Below are 17,150 nucleotides of genomic sequence, written 5' to 3' on the forward strand. Positions count from 1 at the left end.
AAAGCGGGTTATTTACCCGCTTTTTTTCGTATTTGCTGAATTGTTCGAAGCTGAGCTGCAGCTTCCGCGAGCTGTGCCGCGGCCTTGGAGTAATTAAACTCGCCTGTTTGATTAAGCAATGCATCTTCAGCTTCTTTCTTGGCTTCCATCGCTGCCGCTTCGTCCATATCATCAGCACGAAGTGCAGTATCCGCCAAAATGGAAATGCGGTAAGGCTGCACTTCCAAGTAACCACCAGATAGATAGTAGATCTCTACTTCGCCGCCTTGCTTTTTGATTCGCACAGGGCCAGGTTCAACACCTGTGATTAGCGGCGCGTGACCGTATGAAACGCCAAGCTCACCTTGTGTGCCCTGGGCGACTACCATTTCTACTAGGCCAGAGAAAATCTCTTCTTCTGCACTGACAATGTCGCAGTGTACTGTCATAGCCATCTTGTATTATCTCGTACGATTTGGGGTCGTTAAACTACTAGCTCTTTGAGACCGCCGGAGCGGCAAATCAATGAAGCGTTACTTCATTGATTTTGCTTTTTCTTTGGCTTCTTCGATGGTACCAACCATGTAGAAAGCCTGCTCAGGCATATCGTCCAACTCACCACTCAGAATCGCCTTAAAGCCAGCGATGGTGTCTTTCAACGAGCAGTATTTACCAGGTGAACCAGTGAATACTTCAGCTACGTGGAAAGGCTGTGATAAGAATCGCTCAATTTTACGTGCGCGATAAACAACTTGCTTATCTTCTTCTGACAGCTCGTCCATACCCAAGATAGCAATGATGTCTTTAAGTTCTTTATAACGCTGCAATACGGTTTGTACACCACGCGCAGTATCATAATGCTCTTGACCAATGATTAATGGATCAAGTTGACGTGACGTTGAATCCAATGGATCCACCGCAGGGTAAATACCTTTTGCTGCGATATCACGGCTTAGCGTTACAGTTGAATCCAAGTGAGCAAACGTTGTTGCAGGCGACGGATCCGTTAAGTCATCCGCTGGTACATATACCGCTTGGATAGAGGTAATAGAACCAATCTTCGTTGAAGTAATGCGCTCTTGGAGTACACCCATTTCTTCAGCAAGCGTAGGCTGATAACCTACCGCAGAAGGCATACGGCCGAGAAGTGCAGATACTTCCGTTCCCGCAAGTGTGTAACGATAGATGTTATCAACGAACAGTAGAACGTCACGACCTTCGTCACGGAATTTTTCAGCCATGGTCAAACCAGTCAATGCAACGCGAAGACGGTTACCGGGTGGCTCATTCATCTGACCGTAAACCATGGCCACTTTAGATTTTGAGAACTCTTCAACGTTAACAACGCCGGCTTCCTGCATCTCGTGGTAGAAGTCATTACCCTCACGAGTACGCTCACCAACACCTGCGAATACAGACAAACCGCTGTGCTCAGTAGCGATGTTGTTAATCAGTTCCATCATGTTTACGGTTTTACCAACACCCGCACCACCGAACAGACCAACTTTACCACCCTTAGCGAACGGGCATACCAAGTCGATAACTTTAATACCGGTTTCTAATAGCTCGGCTGAAGATGAAAGCTCGTCGTATGCAGGGGCATCACGGTGAATAGAAGCACGCTCTTTTTCACCGATAGGACCACATTCGTCGATTGGGTTACCCAATACGTCCATGATGCGACCAAGAGTTTCTAAACCAACTGGTACAGAAATCGGTGCATTAGTGGCTTCAACGCTCAATCCACGGCTCAAACCTTCAGAAGAACCCATGGCAATTGTACGTACAACACCGTCGCCTAATTGCTGTTGAACTTCCAACGTCAAACCTTTATCGCTAACGGTTAGTGCTTCGTAAACTTCAGGCACTGCGTCGCGTGGAAATTCAACGTCAATAACCGCACCAATAATTTGTACGATATGTCCGCTACTCATCTCAGGTTCCTCTTAAATTCTTAAAAATTCGTTCAATTCTGTGATTAACGTCGCCGGCTAGGTTAGGAGGAAATAGCCGCAGCACCACCAACAATCTCAGAAATCTCTTGGGTAATTGCCGCTTGACGAGCTTTGTTGTAGATCAATTCTAATTCATCGATCAGCGCGCCAGCATTGTCAGTTGCCGCTTTCATAGCGATCATTTTCGCCGCTTGTTCACAAGCTTTGTTTTCCACAACACCCTGATAAACTTGGGATTCGATATAGCGCGTTAATAAACCTTCTAACAATGTTTCTGCATCAGGCTCGTAAATGTAATCCCAGATGTGTTGTAGCTTTTCGTCTTCATCCGCTTCAAGAGGTAACAGTTGTCGAACTGTGGGCTCTTGTGTCATGGTATTAACAAATTCGTTATACACGATGAAAACTTTATCGATCTCTTCACTCGCGAAGCGATCTAGCATAACTTTTACGCTACCGATTAAATCAGCAGCAGATGGCTCTTCGCCCACGTCACGTAAAACCGCAACGACGTTGCCACCAAAGTTCTTAAAGAAATCAACGGCTTTATTACCTACCGCGCAAACATCAGCACTAACACCTTTGTCATTCCACTCTTTCATGGCTTTTACAGTGGCTTTAAACAAATTGATGTTTAAACCACCACAGAGACCACGGTCACTGGAAATAACAATGTAGCCAACACGCTTAACTGTTTCACGCTCAGTGAGGTAAGTGTGTTGGTACTCAGAGTTTGCATTTGCAAGATGACCAACGACCGCACGAATGCGAGCAGCATAAGGCTTGCCCAGTTTCATACGATCTTGGCTTTTACGCATCTTACTTGCGGCCACCATTTCCATGGCACTGGTAATTTTTTGCGTTGATTTAACGCTACCAATTTTCGTACGAATTTCTTTCGTGCCGGCCATAGTTAGTTACCAATAATTATCGAATGAATTACCAAGTTTGTGTTGCGATAAATTTCTCTAGAGCTGCTTTAAAGCTGTCGATAATTTCGTCGCTGTACTCACCGGTTTTGTTGATTTTTGCCATTAAGTCAGCGTGATCACTGTTCATGTAGGCAAGTAACGCTGATTCAAAAGCGCCAACTTTATTAACTTCGATATCGTTTAGGTAACCTTTATCCACAGCAAAAATAACAATAGCCATTTCTGCAACAGATAGTGGTGCGTATTGAGTTTGTTTCATCAACTCAGTCACACGCTCACCGTGGTTCAACTGAGCTTTTGTTGCTTCATCAAGATCAGAAGCAAACTGAGAGAACGCCGCCAATTCACGATACTGTGCAAGTGCAGTACGAATACCGCCTGATAATTTCTTAATAATTGGGGTCTGTGCAGAACCACCTACACGAGATACCGAGATACCTGCGTTCATCGCTGGGCGTACACCCGCGTTAAACATGTCAGTCTCGAGGAAGATCTGACCATCGGTAATCGAAATTACGTTGGTTGGTACGAACGCAGAAACGTCACCCGCTTGAGTTTCAATAATTGGCAGCGCAGTGAGTGAACCGGTTTTACCTTTCACTTCACCATTGGTGAATTTCTCAACGTAGTCTGCATTTACGCGAGCAGCGCGCTCAAGTAGACGTGAATGCAAGTAGAAAACGTCACCAGGATAAGCTTCACGACCAGGAGGGCGTTTCAATAGCAATGAGATTTGACGATAAGCCCAAGCTTGTTTGGTTAGATCATCATAAATAATCAGTGCGTCTTCACCACGGTCACGGAAGTATTCACCCATTGAACAACCAGCGAAAGGAGCCAAGAACTGCATAGACGCCGCATCAGAGGCGGTCGCCGCAACGATAATGGTGTGACCCATCGCGCCGTGCTCTTCTAGCTTACGTACAACCGCAGCAACCGAAGAGGCTTTCTGACCAACAGCAACATAAATACATTTAATGCCAGAATCTTTCTGGTTAATGATGGCGTCTACCGCAATCGCTGTTTTACCGATCTGACGGTCACCAATAATCAACTCACGTTGACCACGACCGATTGGCACCATGGAATCCACAGCTTTCAAACCAATCTGTACTGGCTGATCAACTGATTGACGAGCGATTACACCAGGTGCAACTTTTTCTACCGCGTCAGTTTGTGCCGCATTGATAGGGCCTTTACCGTCGATCGGGTTACCCAGTGAGTCGACTACGCGACCAAGTAGTTCGTTTCCGACAGGTACTTCGAGGATACGGCCAGTACAACGGGCTTTTTGACCTTCTGCCAAGCCTTTTGCACTACCTAAAATAACAGCACCGACCGAATCACGTTCCAAGTTCAACGCCATGCCGTAGATGTCGCCATCGAACTCGATCATCTCACCGTACATTACGTCCATCAGACCGTGAATACGCACGATACCGTCGGATACGGATACCACTGTGCCCTCGTTTTGGGCTTCTACAGCAACATCGAGTTGGTCGATGCGCTGCTTGATTACGTCGCTAATCTCGGATGGATTCAGCTGCTGCATATTCTTTTCCTCAATCCTACGAATTGATTGCTCTGGCGAGCTTTTCAAACCGGCCGCGCATCGAGCCGTCGATAATTAAGTCACCGGCTTTAATGATAACGCCCGCCATTAATTCAGGGTCCACACTGGACTTAATGTTAACCTGACGAGAGAGTTTCTTACTCAAGGCATCAGCAAGCGTTTGTTCGCTTTGCGCATCTATTTCTTGCGCAGAAACAAGTTCTACAAATACTTGCTCTTCCTTTTGGTCTTTCAGTGTTTCAAACAACTGAAAGATTTGTGGCAACAACAACAATCGCTTGTTGTGGGCTAAACAATGCACAAAGTTTGCAACTTTGTTGTCGATATCGTCACCACAAATATCAACAACTTTGTTCGCCTTTGCTTCTGCCGTAATACCAGGAGACGATAAAAACTGCTCAACCGCTGGTTGTATCACTACAGTAGAAACCGTAGTGAGCATGTTTGACCAACGCTCCAAAGCATTAACACCTTGCGCAAACTCAAATGCCGCTTTCGCATAAGGTCGGGCTAATGTGGTTAGTTCTGCCATAATGTTTCCAACAGTTTTTTACAGTTGCGCAGCTAGCGAGTCGATCAATTGCTTGTGCGCATTTTGATCGATTGACGATTGCAAAACCTTCTCCGCTCCAGCAATACTGAGCGCAGCCACTTTACCGCGCAATTCTTCTTTCGCACGGTTAACTTGCTGTTCAATATCCGCTTCCGCCGCTGCTTTTTGGCGATCAGCTTCTTCGATAGCTTTTTGCTTCGCTTCGTCGATAATTTGTGAAGCACGCTTGTTAGCAGACTCCACAATTTCGCCAGCTTGCTCTTTGGCTTCGTGAAGGATTTTGGCGGATCGCTCTTTGGCCAACTCTAGGTCCTGATCCGCTTTTTCTGCGGCAGCCAAACCATCTTCGATGCGCTTTTGACGCTCGGCCATCGCAGCGGTAATGAACGGCCACACGAACTTCATGCAGAAAAGCACGAATAAAATGAACGCGATGGACTGTCCTATTAAGGTCAAATTAATGTTCACGCCGAAAACCTCTGTTTTGTGTAAGCGTTAACGCCTTTTGGCTTTAAATGGTAAAAATTGATTGTGTTACAACAATCAATTAAGCCAAACCAGGAACAGTAACAAACAGAATGTACATCGCGATACCAACACCAATCATTGGAACGGCGTCGATCAAACCAGCGATTAAGAACATTTTACCTTGTAGCATTGGCGCTAATTCTGGCTGACGGGCAGAACCTTCCAACAACTTACCACCCAATAGGGCGAAGCCAATGGCGGTACCCAAAGCACCTAAACCAATCAATAGTGCTACAGAGATCAGTGCTAAACCCATGGTATTTCTCCTCGGTTTTAAAAATAATAATTAAAAGTTAGTGATTAAACTGGTCTTCTTCTTCCACTTCATGAGCCATCGCCATATAAACAACGGTCAATACGGTAAATACAAATGCCTGAATTGGAATAACAAGAATATGGAAGACAGCCCAGCCCCACTGCAGTACACCACCTAAGGTGCCAACAACTAAGCCGGCCGAAAACATAGTGGCGATCAAAACAAAGATCATTTCTGCCGCGTAAAGGTTTCCGAACAATCGCAAACCTAAAGAAAGAGGCTTCGCGATTAAACCAACCAACTCCAAGAACAAGTTGGCAGGGATCAATAAGATATCAACAGGTAGCTTGCCAGTGTGGAAAGGGTGCAAGGTTAACTCTTTGATAAAACCTAGCGGGCCTTTTTTCACAACACTGAAGAAGATCATAAAGATAAAGACAGTCAAACCCATTCCCAAGGTAATATTGGGGTCTGTAGTGGGTACGACTTTAAAGTAGAAGTGATGATCGCCTGCAATCCAAGCTGCGAGCGACGGGATCCAGTCAACAGGAACCAAATCCATAATATTCATCAATAAAACCCAAACGAAAATCGTTAGAGCCATTGGCGCGACCATCGCATTTTTATGCTTAAAGCCATCCTTAACCGTTTTATCGATAAACTCGATAACCATCTCAATAAAATTGAGAAAACCAGTAGGAACGCCAGAGTGAGCCTTTTTGGCCATCAACCAAAACAAACCCATAAACAACGCACCCAAACCAAGTGACCACGCCATAGAGTCTAGGTGAATTGCGTTGAACCCCATAGCGGCCATTTCTTCTGGGCAATGCGCAACAGTCCAACCTGTGGTTTCTTGAACCACTTTGCCATCGCAATAAGTGCCGGCAGGGAGCTTGCCGTAGGTCCAGTTAGTAAGGTGGTGCTGAATGTACTCAGTAGTACTTGGAGTGTACTCTTCCGCTGCCATGATGCTCTCTATACCGATAATTGAAATTACTAGCGACGCCTGTAAAACGCTCTCGCCGTAACCACCCAGGCGCACAATTGCGCACCAACAAACGTCAGAAAAACCACTGACGGATACACTTTTTTTGCTTGCATGAACACCGCAGCAAAGATTGCTACGGTAAACAGAAATTTGATTGCTTCAGCGCGATACATAGCGCTGAGTGCGTTCGCTGCCTGCCGTGCCCCCCACGGAGCGCGGTAGCTGTACCAAGCGAAACAAAGGCTAGGGAGAAGACTCGCTGATCCGCCCCATAACAGCGACAATCCAAGCGAGGTATCAAACAGCAAACATGTGCCAGCAACAGCGACGAGCAATAGCCACAAAAGTAACAGACGCAAAAGAATGGGTGGTCGCATTGACTTAGCCCGCTACTCAGATCGGGAAACGACCTAACTGGCGAAGTTACTGTTGGTGATATTTGATTGCACGCAATCTCTACCTGCTAGCAGTCGGATAGCCCAAATACGATTTTGGGCCAATCAACTTAGCGGCGGGCATTATAGGGATATTAACCTGGCGCATCAACCTGCTTCGCGTAATACAGGGTGATATTTTTCACGCAACTTTACACTAAACCTGGCGTAAATCAGGGACTTTTGATGAATGTGAAAGTATCGCTTATATCGTGTTTCACAGATCGGCATTGAAAATGAGGAACGGGAAAAGCATTAAGCCTCGTAATTGAGGCGTTTTAGAATACCGTCCAATTCGTCAAGACTGTTGTAGCGGAAGGTCAACTTGCCTTTGCCTTTTGCGCTGTGCTGTAAGGTCACCGGAATACCTACCTGCTCGGCGAGGCTCTCTTCCAGCTTTTTGATATCAGGGTCAACCTTATCAGCGGGAACAGCTTTGGTGGTTTGTTGCTGAATACGGCGTACCATCGCCTCAGTTTGACGAACCGATAAGCCCTTGTTAACTACTTCGCGAGCGACCTCGCGCTGCTCATCGTCATCCAAAGTTAGCAGGGCACGCGCATGCCCCATTTCGATATCGCCATGCTCGAGAAGCTTTTTCACTTCACCATGCAATGCAATTAAACGAAGCAAATTGGTTACGGTGGTGCGAGATTTACCTACCGCTTCAGCAACTTCTTGATGGGTGAGTTCGAATTCGTCTTGTAAGCGCTTCAGCGCAATCGCCTCTTCCATTGGGTTGAGGTCTTCGCGCTGGATATTTTCAATCAACGCCATTGCGATGGCCGCTTCGTCGGGCACATCTTTGATAACCGCCGGGATTTTATCCAAGCCAGCTTGTTGCGCTGCTCTCCACCGGCGTTCACCAGCGATAATTTCGTAGCGCGATTCTGAAATTGGCCGCAACACAATCGGTTGCATAACGCCCTGCGCCTTGATCGATTCTGCCAGCTCTTCGAGGGCTTCTGGCTGCATATCACGACGTGGCTGGTATTTACCGCGCTGGATTAACTCTAACGGTACATGGGATAAACCATCACTCGATAGTGGTGGGGTACTTAACCCTTCGCCATCCGATGAAGGCTCAGATAGAGAGTCTGAGGTTTCAGTATTGGTGTTTTCCGTGACAGGTACCGGGTTGGCAGGTTGGTTGATCCCCCCCAGTAATGCGTCTAATCCTCGCCCCAAACCTTTGCGTTTCATCTGTGCATATCCTCGTTATTGCTGGGGGGATTCTACAGCAGTTTGCGTTTGTTTTTCTGCTGTTTCGTTCCTTCGAATGATTTCACCTGCCAACGTTAGATAACTTAAGGCACCTTTAGACTGACGATCGTAGTTAATCACCGGGACTCCAAAGCTAGGGGCTTCCGCTAAACGGACGTTACGAGGGATACAGGTACGATAAACACGATCACCAAAATGTTCGTTGAGTTGAGCTGATACATCGTTAGTTAAGCTGTTGCGCGGGTCGTACATGGTGCGCAATAAACCTTCGATATGTAACCCAGGGTTGAGTACCGATTGAATTTGCGAAATGGTGTTCATCAATGCCGATAAACCTTCCAAAGCATAGTATTCACATTGCATAGGGATAATGACCCCATCACAGGCAGTCAATGCATTCACTGTCAGCATGTTTAGGGAAGGTGGACAGTCGATCAGAATGTAATCGTAATTTTGTCGCGCCACATCCAGGGCATTTTTGAGGCGAAACTCTTTATTCGCTAACGACAACATTTGCACTTCCGCCGCGGTTAAATCACTGTTAGATGGCAGCACGTCATAACCTGCGGCCTCACCATGTTGAACCACGTCGGCAACAGCCGAGTCCTCGGCCAATACATCGTAAACTGAAAGGTCGAGAATGGATTTATCAATACCGCTGCCCATTGTGGCATTGCCTTGCGGATCCATATCCACCAATAACACTTTTTTCTTTGTCGCAACCAATGATGCCGCAAGGTTGACGCAGGTTGTGGTCTTACCAACCCCACCTTTTTGATTGGTAACGGCGTAGACATGACAGTGTGACATGGCGGTTAGTGTTCCCGGTTTATTATTAGCAAATGTCGGTCACCCTCGGAAAAGGGGACGGTTAGCGGTTCGCAGCGATCGACCTTAAAGGGTTTTGGTAGTTTACTCAACTCTTCGCTAGGGTATTGGCCTTTCATGGCGAAAAGCTGACCAGCTTCATTCAGCAAGTGCTGACTGCCATTCACCATATCTTCGATACTGGCAAACGCTCGACTGACGATGACATCAAAGGCAGGCGCTTGAAACGATTCGATACGCGCCTGCTCAACCGCGACATTATTGAGCGACAATTCAGTTTTCACCTGAAATAGAAACCGCGTTTTTTTACCGTTACTATCAAGTAATGTGTACTGCTTATCAGGAAAGCAAATTGCCAATGGAATTCCAGGCAGGCCGCCGCCAGTACCAACGTCTAACCAACGCTCACCGACATTCGAAAAAGGGACGATACTCAAGCTATCCAACAAGTGCCGCACCAACATCTCATTAATGTCACGTATCGCCGAGAGGTTGTAGGCTTTGTTCCATTTTTCAAATAACGCTAGATAAGCGAGAAGTTGATTAATCTGCTGGTCGCCCAGCGAAATACCTAACGCTGTACAGCCATGTATCAATCTATCACGCAAAGGGTTGTCTACAGAGGAGTTCTGCTCCGTTTTACTGGTCGTCACCAAACTAATCTCATTCCGCAGCGGCCGCATCGACTAGAGAGGCTTTGCGCAACCAACCTTTTTTCTTTAAATAAACCAGCAATAAACTAATTGCTGCCGGTGTTACACCCGATATTCTCGACGCTCGCGCAATTGTGCTGGGTTTAGCGGTGATGAGTTTTTGTTTGACTTCGTTGGACAAGCCATCAACCAAGTTGAAATCCATTTCTGCGGGTATCGCTGTGTTCTCGTAGTATCGCATACGATCGATTTCTTCTTGTTGGCGATCAATATAGCCTGAATATTTTGCAGCAATTTCAATCTGCTCGGCCACACGCGGGTCTTCAACTGATTCGCCTTTCAACGGACCGATATCTTGATAGGTTAGTTCCGGACGCTTTAATAAATCATACAGACTGTATTCGCGCGTTAACGGCGATGGAATTTTTTCTTGAAGAATAGTTGCTTCATTCGATCCGGCTTGCACCCAAGTCGATTTTAGGCGAGCTTCTTCTTTCTCAATCGATTCACGTTTTTCGTTAAACGCTTGCCATTGTGATTCAGTTACCACGCCAAGCGCATAGCCTTTTTCGGTTAAACGTAGATCGGCGTTATCTTCACGCAATAACAAACGGTATTCAGCGCGCGAGGTGAACATGCGGTAAGGCTCGGCCGTGCCCATAGTAATTAAGTCATCGACTAACACACCGACATAGGCTTGATCGCGTAGAGGACACCAAGCGTCTTTTTCTTGCACTTTCAGCGCGGCATTAATACCCGCCAATAAACCTTGCGCACCCGCTTCTTCGTAACCGGTGGTGCCGTTAATTTGTCCCGCAAAGAACAAGCCTTGAATATGCTTGGTTTCTAAGTTGTATTGTAAATCTTGCGGGTTAAAGAAATCGTATTCGATAGCGTAACCCGGCCGCGTAATATGCGCGTTTTCAAAGCCTTTAATGGAGTGCACTAAATCTAATTGCACATCAAACGGCAAGCTCGTCGAAATACCGTTGGGGTAAATTTCGTGAGTGGTTAAACCTTCGGGTTCGATAAAAATTTGGTGGGAATCTTTATCGGCAAAACGGTGTACTTTATCTTCGATAGAAGGGCAGTAACGAGGACCAACACCTTCGATAACACCCGTGTACATCGGCGAACGATCTAAACCACCTTTGATTATTTCATGGGTGCGTTCGTTGGTATGAGTAATCCAACAACAAATTTGTTGCGGATGATCATCAACACTACCGGTTAACGACATCACCGGTGTTGGCGTATCGCCCCACTGTTCTTGCAGATCAGTAAAGTCAATCGAACGAGCATCAATGCGCGGCGGCGTACCGGTTTTTAAACGGCCAACGCGCAAAGGTAATTCGCGCAAACGGTTCGCGAGCGCAATCGATGGCGGTGCGCCAGCGCGACCACCGGAATGGTTTTCCATTCCAATATGAATCACGCCACCTAAAAATGTCCCAGTCGTTAACACAACCGACGGTGCAAAAAACTGCACGCCCATTTGCGTGACCACACCTTTGACGGTATCGCCTTCGACAATTAAATCATCCACCGCTTGTTGGAAGATAATGAGGTTTTCTTGGTTTTCTAGCTGGCTGCGGATTGCGGCTTTGTACAATTCGCGGTCGGCTTGTGCGCGGGTCGCGCGAACGGCCGGGCCTTTGCGGGCGTTCAATAAACGGAATTGAATACCGGCTTTGTCGGTGGCTTTTGCCATCGCACCGCCCAAGGCATCAATTTCACGTACCAAATGACTTTTACCGATGCCTCCAATCGCCGGATTGCAGGACATTTGCCCCAGGGTTTCAATGCTGTGGGTCAGCAAGAGAGTTTTACAGCCCATGCGCGCAGACGCTAGACATGCTTCTGTACCGGCATGGCCGCCGCCAATCACAATGACATCAAATTGTTCGGGGTAACGCATAGCAACTACCTAAAAATATGACCGTGGTCAGAAGAGGGCTGTATATAGATCCCCAGATTTGGGGCGCGCCATTATATGTTGGGTTAATCAGAGTAGCAAAAAAAGTGTTTAATTTTTACACGGTGAATGTGAGTTGCTTAGTTTTAGTCGTTTTTTGTTTTTAGGGGTTAAATAATTAATAAGTTAATAAGAAAGAATATATATAAGTATATATATGTATTTTGTTAGTAGTAATGGTTATTAGGGATTGGTAAATCTGTGGAAAAGCCATGATAAGTCAATAAAATCAATAAGTTGTAGCTAGTACAACCACGTGGTAACTACCGTATAGCCAGTGTTATACCTGACAATAAGGTGTGTCTAAATCCGGGCTTTTCCACAAACGTGGGTGATTCTCGGTTTATACACATTTCGATTCATAGTTAATTCAACTAAATATCCCGGAGTTCTTCACAAAAAATTCTAATAATTGTTATAAATCAGTCATTTAGGGGATAAACCTGTGAATGAATGTTAATAACTTGTATAGGTTAGTGAGGACTTTGGTGAAAATCTGTGGATAACTAGTTGATTTGGTTGTTGTGTGAACAGTGGGTGTGGATGAAAAGGGATGGATTAAACAGTTGGGCAGACGGCTTATTTACCAATGCAGAAGCTGGAAAAGATGCGGCCGAGCAACTCATCTGGCGTCATTTGACCAGTAATTTCGCCGAGGCATTCTTGGGTTTGGCGCAGATCTTCGGCTAACAATTCGCCCGCGCCAGCTCGGAGTTGCTGTTTACCTGTATCGAGAAAGCATTGTGCTCGGCGTAGCGCATCGAGGTGACGTCGTCTTGCGGTGAAGTGGCCTTCGCCGCTGCCGGTATAACCAGCAATGTCTTTTAGGTGCTCTTTGAGGAGGTTGAGCCCGTCGTTGGATTTTGCCGAAAGCTTGATGAGTGGTAACCCATCGCTCGTAGTGCCTGTTTCAGGCGCTAGGGCGGCGAGGTCAATTTTATTGGCGATCAATGTCACCTTGGTGTGATCCGGTTGCACACCGACGTCAGCGGGCCAGCAATTGGCAAGGGTTAGGCCTTGGGGTTGGCTGGCATCTACCATCAATAAAATCCGATCGGCTTGTGCGAATTCTTGTTGCGCACGCTCGATGCCGATACGTTCCACTTCATCTGGATTAGCGCGTAGCCCTGCCGTGTCGATCAAATGCAGTGGCATGCCATCGATGTGTATATGTTCGCGCAGGACATCGCGCGTGGTGCCTTCGATGTCGGTAACGATGGCGCTGTCTTTTTCAGATAACGCGTTTAATAAACTGGATTTACCTGCATTAGGGCGACCGGCTATTACTACGCGAATTCCATCGCGCACAATTTGCCCTTGTTCGGAATCTTTTAACAGTGACTGCAATTGTTGTTCGATTTCAGAAAATTGCGCGGCCACGTTGCCATCCGATAAAAAATCAATTTCTTCTTCCGGGAAATCAATGGCAGCTTCAACATAAATTCGTAGTTGTGTTAGAGCTTCAGCAAGCTCATCTATGCGTTTTGAGAAAACGCCCTGCAAACTGTTGACTGCATTACGAACACCTTGCTGAGAGGTCGCATTAATTAAATCAGCAATGGCTTCGGCTTGTGCTAGGTCTAATTTATCGTTGAGAAAAGCGCGCTGTGAAAACTCTCCAGGCGCCGCTAGTCGAGCGCCGTGCTGCAAACAGCAATCCATTAGCATGTCGAGAATGACAGGGCCGCCATGGCCTTGTAGCTCAACACAATCTTCGCCAGTGAACGAATGCGGGCCGACAAAATAAATAGCGATGCCTTCGTCGATAATCTGAGAGTCGGTTGAATAGAATGGCGTGTGATGGGCGTGACGAGGAGTGAATGTTTGTTGGCAAATCATTTCGCCAATAGCGCGCGCTTTCGGGCCGGAGAGTCTAACGATGCCAATGCCGCCTCGACCTGAAGCGGTTGCGATAGCGGCAATGGTATCGTTGGGATGCATGTGCTTTTAAATAAATTGTTTAATTTAAAAAGTACTTACGCTTTTGCATCAGCATTTTCAATTTGTTTAGTGATGACGTATTGCTGTGCCATCGATAACAAACCGTTCACTACCCAGTAAAGCACAAGGCCTGATGGGAAGAACAGGAAGAAAATGGTGAACACCCAAGGCATCATCTGCATAATTTTTTGCTGTGTAGGATCACCCATTTGTGGGTTGAGTTTTTGCTGAAACCAGAAGGTGGTACCGTACAGCAATGGCAAAATGAAGTAAGGGTCTTTTGCCGATAAGTCATTAATCCACAACATGAATGGTGCGTGACGCAATTCAACAGATTCCATTAGCGTCCAGTAGAGAGCGATAAATACCGGGATTTGCACCAACATCGGTAAACAACCGCCGAGAGGATTTACCTTCTCTTTGCGGTACAACTTCATGGTTTCTTCTTGGAGCTTCTGACGGTTATCGCCGTAGCGCTCTTTCAGCTCAGCCATTTTAGGTGCGAACTTACGCATCTTCGCCATTGAGCGATAGCTGGTGGCGGAGAGGTGGAAGAAGGCCGCTTTAATACAAATGGTGAGCACAATAATCGCTACACCCCAATTTCCTAAAAAGCTATACAACCAGTTCAAGAAATAAAACAGTGGTTTACAGATAAACCACAACGGGCCGTAGTCAGCAACCAGTTCTAAGTTAGGAGCGATATCTTCTAGACGATAGACATCTTTAGGGCCTACGTAAAAATCGGCAAACATCGTTGCCTGCTCGCCAGGTGCAATGGTGGTACGTGGTTCTTGGAAAAGAAAACGGTACAGCCCACTGCCTTTTAACTGACGAAAATCGTAGTCCACATCCAGTTCAGGGTTGGGCACCCAAGCACTAATGAAGTAGTGCTGCACCAGCGCTATCCATGAATCTTGCTTGGTTTGTGAGAAGCGGTCTTCAGCAATATCGTCGAAATCCATTTTCTTGTAGTTTTCTTCTTCGGTAGTGGTTGAAACACCGAGGAAACTACTCATTGCAAACGCGGGAAGGTTCTTACCGGGCTTATGGTCGTCACGTAATATTTGCCCGTAAAGACGTCCCGTCCAGGGAGCGCCGCTCTGGTTGTCGACTAAGTACTCCATGCGAACAAGGTAGTCGCTGCGCTTGAAGGTATAGCGCTTAGTAATTTTTACGTCATCTTGCTGAAAGTGCAGATCTACTTGTAATTCGTCTTCACCTTCAGACAGGGTGTAGCTATCGGCGGCACTCGAAAATAACGGGCGACTCTCAGCTGTGTCAGTTCCGTTTCGGCCTACCAAACCACTTTGTGCAATATAGGTAGTTGATTGTGTGCGATTTAAAATAATCAGCGGGTTATCCTGTTGTTCGATGGTGACCGGAAACTTAGGTAATGCCACCATGACAATATCGCCGCCGAGTGTATCAATTGATACATTTAATGAATCGGTGGTGACTTTTATTAGTTTGCGTGATGCTGTGAGAGTAGGAGCAGCAGCGTCAATGTGGTTGCTTTCTTCATCCTGACTGAGCTCACCGGGTACAGCGGAATCACCTTGGTCCGATAGTGAACTACCAGGGTTGGCGGAAGGAAAGTTTGCGCCTGGATCTGCAAACTCGGTAATGGTGGTTTCGGTTTCTATCTCAGGGAGCCTCGCTTCTTGAAATGCGTTCCAGCGAAATAGCAGTGTCACTAAGACTGCTGCGATACCCAGAAGTAAACCAATTCGTTGCCAATCCATCATTCTGAAACTGCCGCTTTTTTAGGTGTTAATACAATAGGTTCGAGTTGTTGAGTGGTTGCCGAGGGCGAGAGTGTGTTTTGCACGGAGCCGTTAATCTCGGGAACATAATCAAATCCGCCTGGGTGCCAAGGATGGCATTTCCCCAATCGTTTTGCCGTCAGCCAGCTTCCTTTTATAAAGCCATGTCGTCGATAGGCTTCCTCTCCGTAGTGGGAGCAGGTTGGGTAAAAGCGGCACTGTTGGCCCATGATTGGACTTAATATCAACCGGTAGAGTTGTATTAGGCGTACTGCACCATTCACGCAGAATTGATGAATGGGAGAGCGAGTCCGTTGTGCTGGAGTCATTGTTGCTGCGCCGCTTGTTGCTGAGCTTTTGTAAACTGTTTTACTAAGCGCGCCCACTGTTTATTGAGTAACTCGGTTTGCGCCGTGTTATCGAGCGTATCCAGTTGGCTGCGGGCCAGCACTATAGCATCTAAGCAGGGTAGAGTGTGCTGTTGCAGGCGGAAAGTTTCTCTGATGCGCCGCTTGATACGATTGCGTTGAACAGCAAAACGGATGTTCTTTTTGGCGATCACCAATCCGAGTCGGGGATAGGATAACCCGTTTGGCCTAGCGAGGATCAGAAGGTAGCGGTGGGATACTTTAAACTGAGCGTCTTGGAAGACACGCTGGAAGTCGTGGCTGTTGAGAAGTCGCGAAGATTTCGATAATCCAAGCGTAACCACGCCAGTCTCCCAGCGTTGAGATGCGTTTACGCAGATAGGCGCTTGCGGCCTTTAGCGCGGCGGCGATTTAGGATGTCACGTCCACTTTTAGTGGCCATACGAGAGCGAAATCCGTGAGTGCGCTTGCGCTTAAGTACACTGGGTTGAAAAGTACGTTTCATGATCGTTCCTGCCGTTTGTTAGTCTGCAACAAGTCGGGCTTATTGCGGCTAGCTAAATCTAGTATCTATATATAGAAGCAATATCACTGGTTGCTGGCAAGTTTGCCTGAGATTAGTGCTACCGCTAAAAAGGACGGCGGATTTTAAAGAATTGGGGAGCCTAAATCAATCTCTATTTTTTTACTGTCAATGTGCGAAAAAAAATGAATTTTTTTTCTGTCGCTTTCGATCACCTTTACGGTGCATAGACTTTGGTCATTTTGCTGTATATAAGCCTGTATAATCACTGCATACTAACAGGATATCCACAGAATAAGGTTAAAAAACAGCCATGCTTATTGTTCAAAGCTGTTTATATAATTTTGAACGCATTTATTGCAACTTATTGAATTTAAAGGAAAAGATATTTTTTCGTCAATTTGGTGGGTTTTTGTTGGGTGTGGATAAGATCGAAATAGAAGAGTACACTTCGTTGCTCTTTCTGAGGGGCTGTACCTTATTAGAATAGGTGGCGATGTCGCTGTGTTGGATAGCTAATCCGATGATATAGCGCTGTGATTAATTTCATCGATATTCAAGTGCCGACAGCCCGTACTAAACGCATTAATGAATAACCGCAGTTGCCGTATCGCACCTGCGTGGGGTTCTTTTACTCGAAAACTTGACCAGAGCTGAGATTGGGTAAGCGT

At 46.5% G+C, this 17,150-nt stretch carries 18 protein-coding genes; all 18 read right to left on the reverse strand.

Annotated elements, in window-relative coordinates; all coding sequences use genetic code 11:
• Window positions 1-8: 8 nt before the first annotated feature.
• The gene (locus ACZ5NB_RS19565; RefSeq protein ID WP_460232056.1) at window positions 9-434 is read right to left on the reverse strand and encodes a F0F1 ATP synthase subunit epsilon; all 426 of its coding nucleotides are present in this window, start codon (window positions 432-434) and stop codon (window positions 9-11) included.
• 78 nt (window positions 435-512) lie between these two features.
• Window positions 513-1,913: a F0F1 ATP synthase subunit beta gene (gene atpD, locus ACZ5NB_RS19570; RefSeq protein ID WP_460232057.1), complete on the reverse strand. Its 1,401-nt coding sequence runs from the start codon at window positions 1,911-1,913 to the stop codon at window positions 513-515.
• 62 nt (window positions 1,914-1,975) lie between these two features.
• Window positions 1,976-2,845, reverse strand: coding sequence for a F0F1 ATP synthase subunit gamma (atpG, locus tag ACZ5NB_RS19575; RefSeq protein WP_460232058.1), 870 nt, complete (start codon window positions 2,843-2,845; stop codon window positions 1,976-1,978).
• Window positions 2,846-2,873: 28 nt separating this feature from the next.
• On the reverse strand, window positions 2,874-4,418 hold the full coding sequence (gene atpA / locus ACZ5NB_RS19580) for a F0F1 ATP synthase subunit alpha (RefSeq protein ID WP_460232059.1): 1,545 nt from the start codon (window positions 4,416-4,418) through the stop codon (window positions 2,874-2,876).
• A 16-nt stretch (window positions 4,419-4,434) separates the two neighbouring features.
• On the reverse strand, window positions 4,435-4,971 hold the full coding sequence (locus ACZ5NB_RS19585; RefSeq protein ID WP_460232060.1) for a F0F1 ATP synthase subunit delta: 537 nt from the start codon (window positions 4,969-4,971) through the stop codon (window positions 4,435-4,437).
• Window positions 4,972-4,989: 18 nt separating this feature from the next.
• On the reverse strand, window positions 4,990-5,460 hold the full coding sequence (locus ACZ5NB_RS19590) for a F0F1 ATP synthase subunit B (protein ID WP_460232061.1): 471 nt from the start codon (window positions 5,458-5,460) through the stop codon (window positions 4,990-4,992).
• Between the two features lie 79 nt (window positions 5,461-5,539).
• Window positions 5,540-5,776: a F0F1 ATP synthase subunit C gene (atpE, locus tag ACZ5NB_RS19595; RefSeq protein ID WP_460232062.1), complete on the reverse strand. Its 237-nt coding sequence runs from the start codon at window positions 5,774-5,776 to the stop codon at window positions 5,540-5,542.
• Window positions 5,777-5,813: 37 nt separating this feature from the next.
• Window positions 5,814-6,746, reverse strand: a complete 933-nt coding sequence (gene atpB, locus ACZ5NB_RS19600; RefSeq protein WP_460232063.1) for a F0F1 ATP synthase subunit A — start codon at window positions 6,744-6,746, stop codon at window positions 5,814-5,816.
• 29 nt (window positions 6,747-6,775) lie between these two features.
• On the reverse strand, window positions 6,776-7,144 hold the full coding sequence (locus ACZ5NB_RS19605; protein WP_460232065.1) for an ATP synthase subunit I: 369 nt from the start codon (window positions 7,142-7,144) through the stop codon (window positions 6,776-6,778).
• A gap of 312 nt (window positions 7,145-7,456) precedes the next feature.
• A complete protein-coding gene (locus tag ACZ5NB_RS19610) occupies window positions 7,457-8,404 on the reverse strand; it encodes a ParB/RepB/Spo0J family partition protein (protein WP_460232066.1) in 948 nt (315 codons plus the stop codon).
• Window positions 8,405-8,419: 15 nt separating this feature from the next.
• A complete protein-coding gene (locus ACZ5NB_RS19615) occupies window positions 8,420-9,235 on the reverse strand; it encodes a ParA family protein (protein ID WP_460232067.1) in 816 nt (271 codons plus the stop codon).
• Between the two features lie 5 nt (window positions 9,236-9,240).
• Complete coding sequence (gene rsmG / locus ACZ5NB_RS19620; RefSeq protein ID WP_460232068.1) at window positions 9,241-9,906, reverse strand: 16S rRNA (guanine(527)-N(7))-methyltransferase RsmG; 666 nt, start codon at window positions 9,904-9,906, stop codon at window positions 9,241-9,243.
• 10 nt (window positions 9,907-9,916) lie between these two features.
• Window positions 9,917-11,824 carry a tRNA uridine-5-carboxymethylaminomethyl(34) synthesis enzyme MnmG gene (mnmG, locus tag ACZ5NB_RS19625; RefSeq protein WP_460232069.1) on the reverse strand — a complete coding sequence of 636 codons (1,908 nt, stop codon included), beginning with the start codon at window positions 11,822-11,824 and terminating at the stop codon, window positions 9,917-9,919.
• A 636-nt stretch (window positions 11,825-12,460) separates the two neighbouring features.
• Window positions 12,461-13,822, reverse strand: coding sequence for a tRNA uridine-5-carboxymethylaminomethyl(34) synthesis GTPase MnmE (gene mnmE / locus ACZ5NB_RS19630; protein WP_460232070.1), 1,362 nt, complete (start codon window positions 13,820-13,822; stop codon window positions 12,461-12,463).
• Window positions 13,823-13,857: 35 nt separating this feature from the next.
• Complete coding sequence (gene yidC, locus ACZ5NB_RS19635) at window positions 13,858-15,567, reverse strand: membrane protein insertase YidC (RefSeq protein WP_460232092.1); 1,710 nt, start codon at window positions 15,565-15,567, stop codon at window positions 13,858-13,860.
• Entirely contained in the window at window positions 15,567-15,917 is a 351-nt protein-coding gene (gene yidD / locus ACZ5NB_RS19640) for a membrane protein insertion efficiency factor YidD (protein ID WP_460232071.1), read from the reverse strand. Before yidD ends, yidC begins: the two co-directional genes overlap by 1 nt.
• Entirely contained in the window at window positions 15,914-16,300 is a 387-nt protein-coding gene (rnpA, locus tag ACZ5NB_RS19645) for a ribonuclease P protein component (protein ID WP_460232072.1), read from the reverse strand. The genes yidD and rnpA overlap by 4 nt, the downstream gene beginning before the upstream one ends.
• Window positions 16,301-16,326: 26 nt before the next feature.
• Complete coding sequence (rpmH, locus tag ACZ5NB_RS19650; RefSeq protein ID WP_460232073.1) at window positions 16,327-16,461, reverse strand: 50S ribosomal protein L34; 135 nt, start codon at window positions 16,459-16,461, stop codon at window positions 16,327-16,329.
• Window positions 16,462-17,150 lie beyond the last annotated feature (689 nt).

It is taken from the genome of Aurantivibrio plasticivorans (assembly GCF_055392955.1).

Coding starts and splice junctions, on each gene's coding strand:
- ACZ5NB_RS19565 (WP_460232056.1), bottom strand. CDS start 434: ATGGCTATGACAGTACACTGCGACATTGTCAGTGCAGAAGAAGAGATT.
- atpD (WP_460232057.1), bottom strand. CDS start 1,913: ATGAGTAGCGGACATATCGTACAAATTATTGGTGCGGTTATTGACGTT.
- atpG (WP_460232058.1), bottom strand. CDS start 2,845: ATGGCCGGCACGAAAGAAATTCGTACGAAAATTGGTAGCGTTAAATCA.
- atpA (WP_460232059.1), bottom strand. CDS start 4,418: ATGCAGCAGCTGAATCCATCCGAGATTAGCGACGTAATCAAGCAGCGC.
- ACZ5NB_RS19585 (WP_460232060.1), bottom strand. CDS start 4,971: ATGGCAGAACTAACCACATTAGCCCGACCTTATGCGAAAGCGGCATTT.
- atpE (WP_460232062.1), bottom strand. CDS start 5,776: ATGGGTTTAGCACTGATCTCTGTAGCACTATTGATTGGTTTAGGTGCT.
- atpB (WP_460232063.1), bottom strand. CDS start 6,746: ATGGCAGCGGAAGAGTACACTCCAAGTACTACTGAGTACATTCAGCAC.
- ACZ5NB_RS19605 (WP_460232065.1), bottom strand. CDS start 7,144: ATGCGACCACCCATTCTTTTGCGTCTGTTACTTTTGTGGCTATTGCTC.
- ACZ5NB_RS19610 (WP_460232066.1), bottom strand. CDS start 8,404: ATGAAACGCAAAGGTTTGGGGCGAGGATTAGACGCATTACTGGGGGGG.
- ACZ5NB_RS19615 (WP_460232067.1), bottom strand. CDS start 9,235: ATGTCACACTGTCATGTCTACGCCGTTACCAATCAAAAAGGTGGGGTT.
- mnmG (WP_460232069.1), bottom strand. CDS start 11,824: ATGCGTTACCCCGAACAATTTGATGTCATTGTGATTGGCGGCGGCCAT.
- mnmE (WP_460232070.1), bottom strand. CDS start 13,822: ATGCATCCCAACGATACCATTGCCGCTATCGCAACCGCTTCAGGTCGA.
- yidC (WP_460232092.1), bottom strand. CDS start 15,567: ATGGATTGGCAACGAATTGGTTTACTTCTGGGTATCGCAGCAGTCTTA.
- yidD (WP_460232071.1), bottom strand. CDS start 15,917: ATGACTCCAGCACAACGGACTCGCTCTCCCATTCATCAATTCTGCGTG.
- rpmH (WP_460232073.1), bottom strand. CDS start 16,461: ATGAAACGTACTTTTCAACCCAGTGTACTTAAGCGCAAGCGCACTCAC.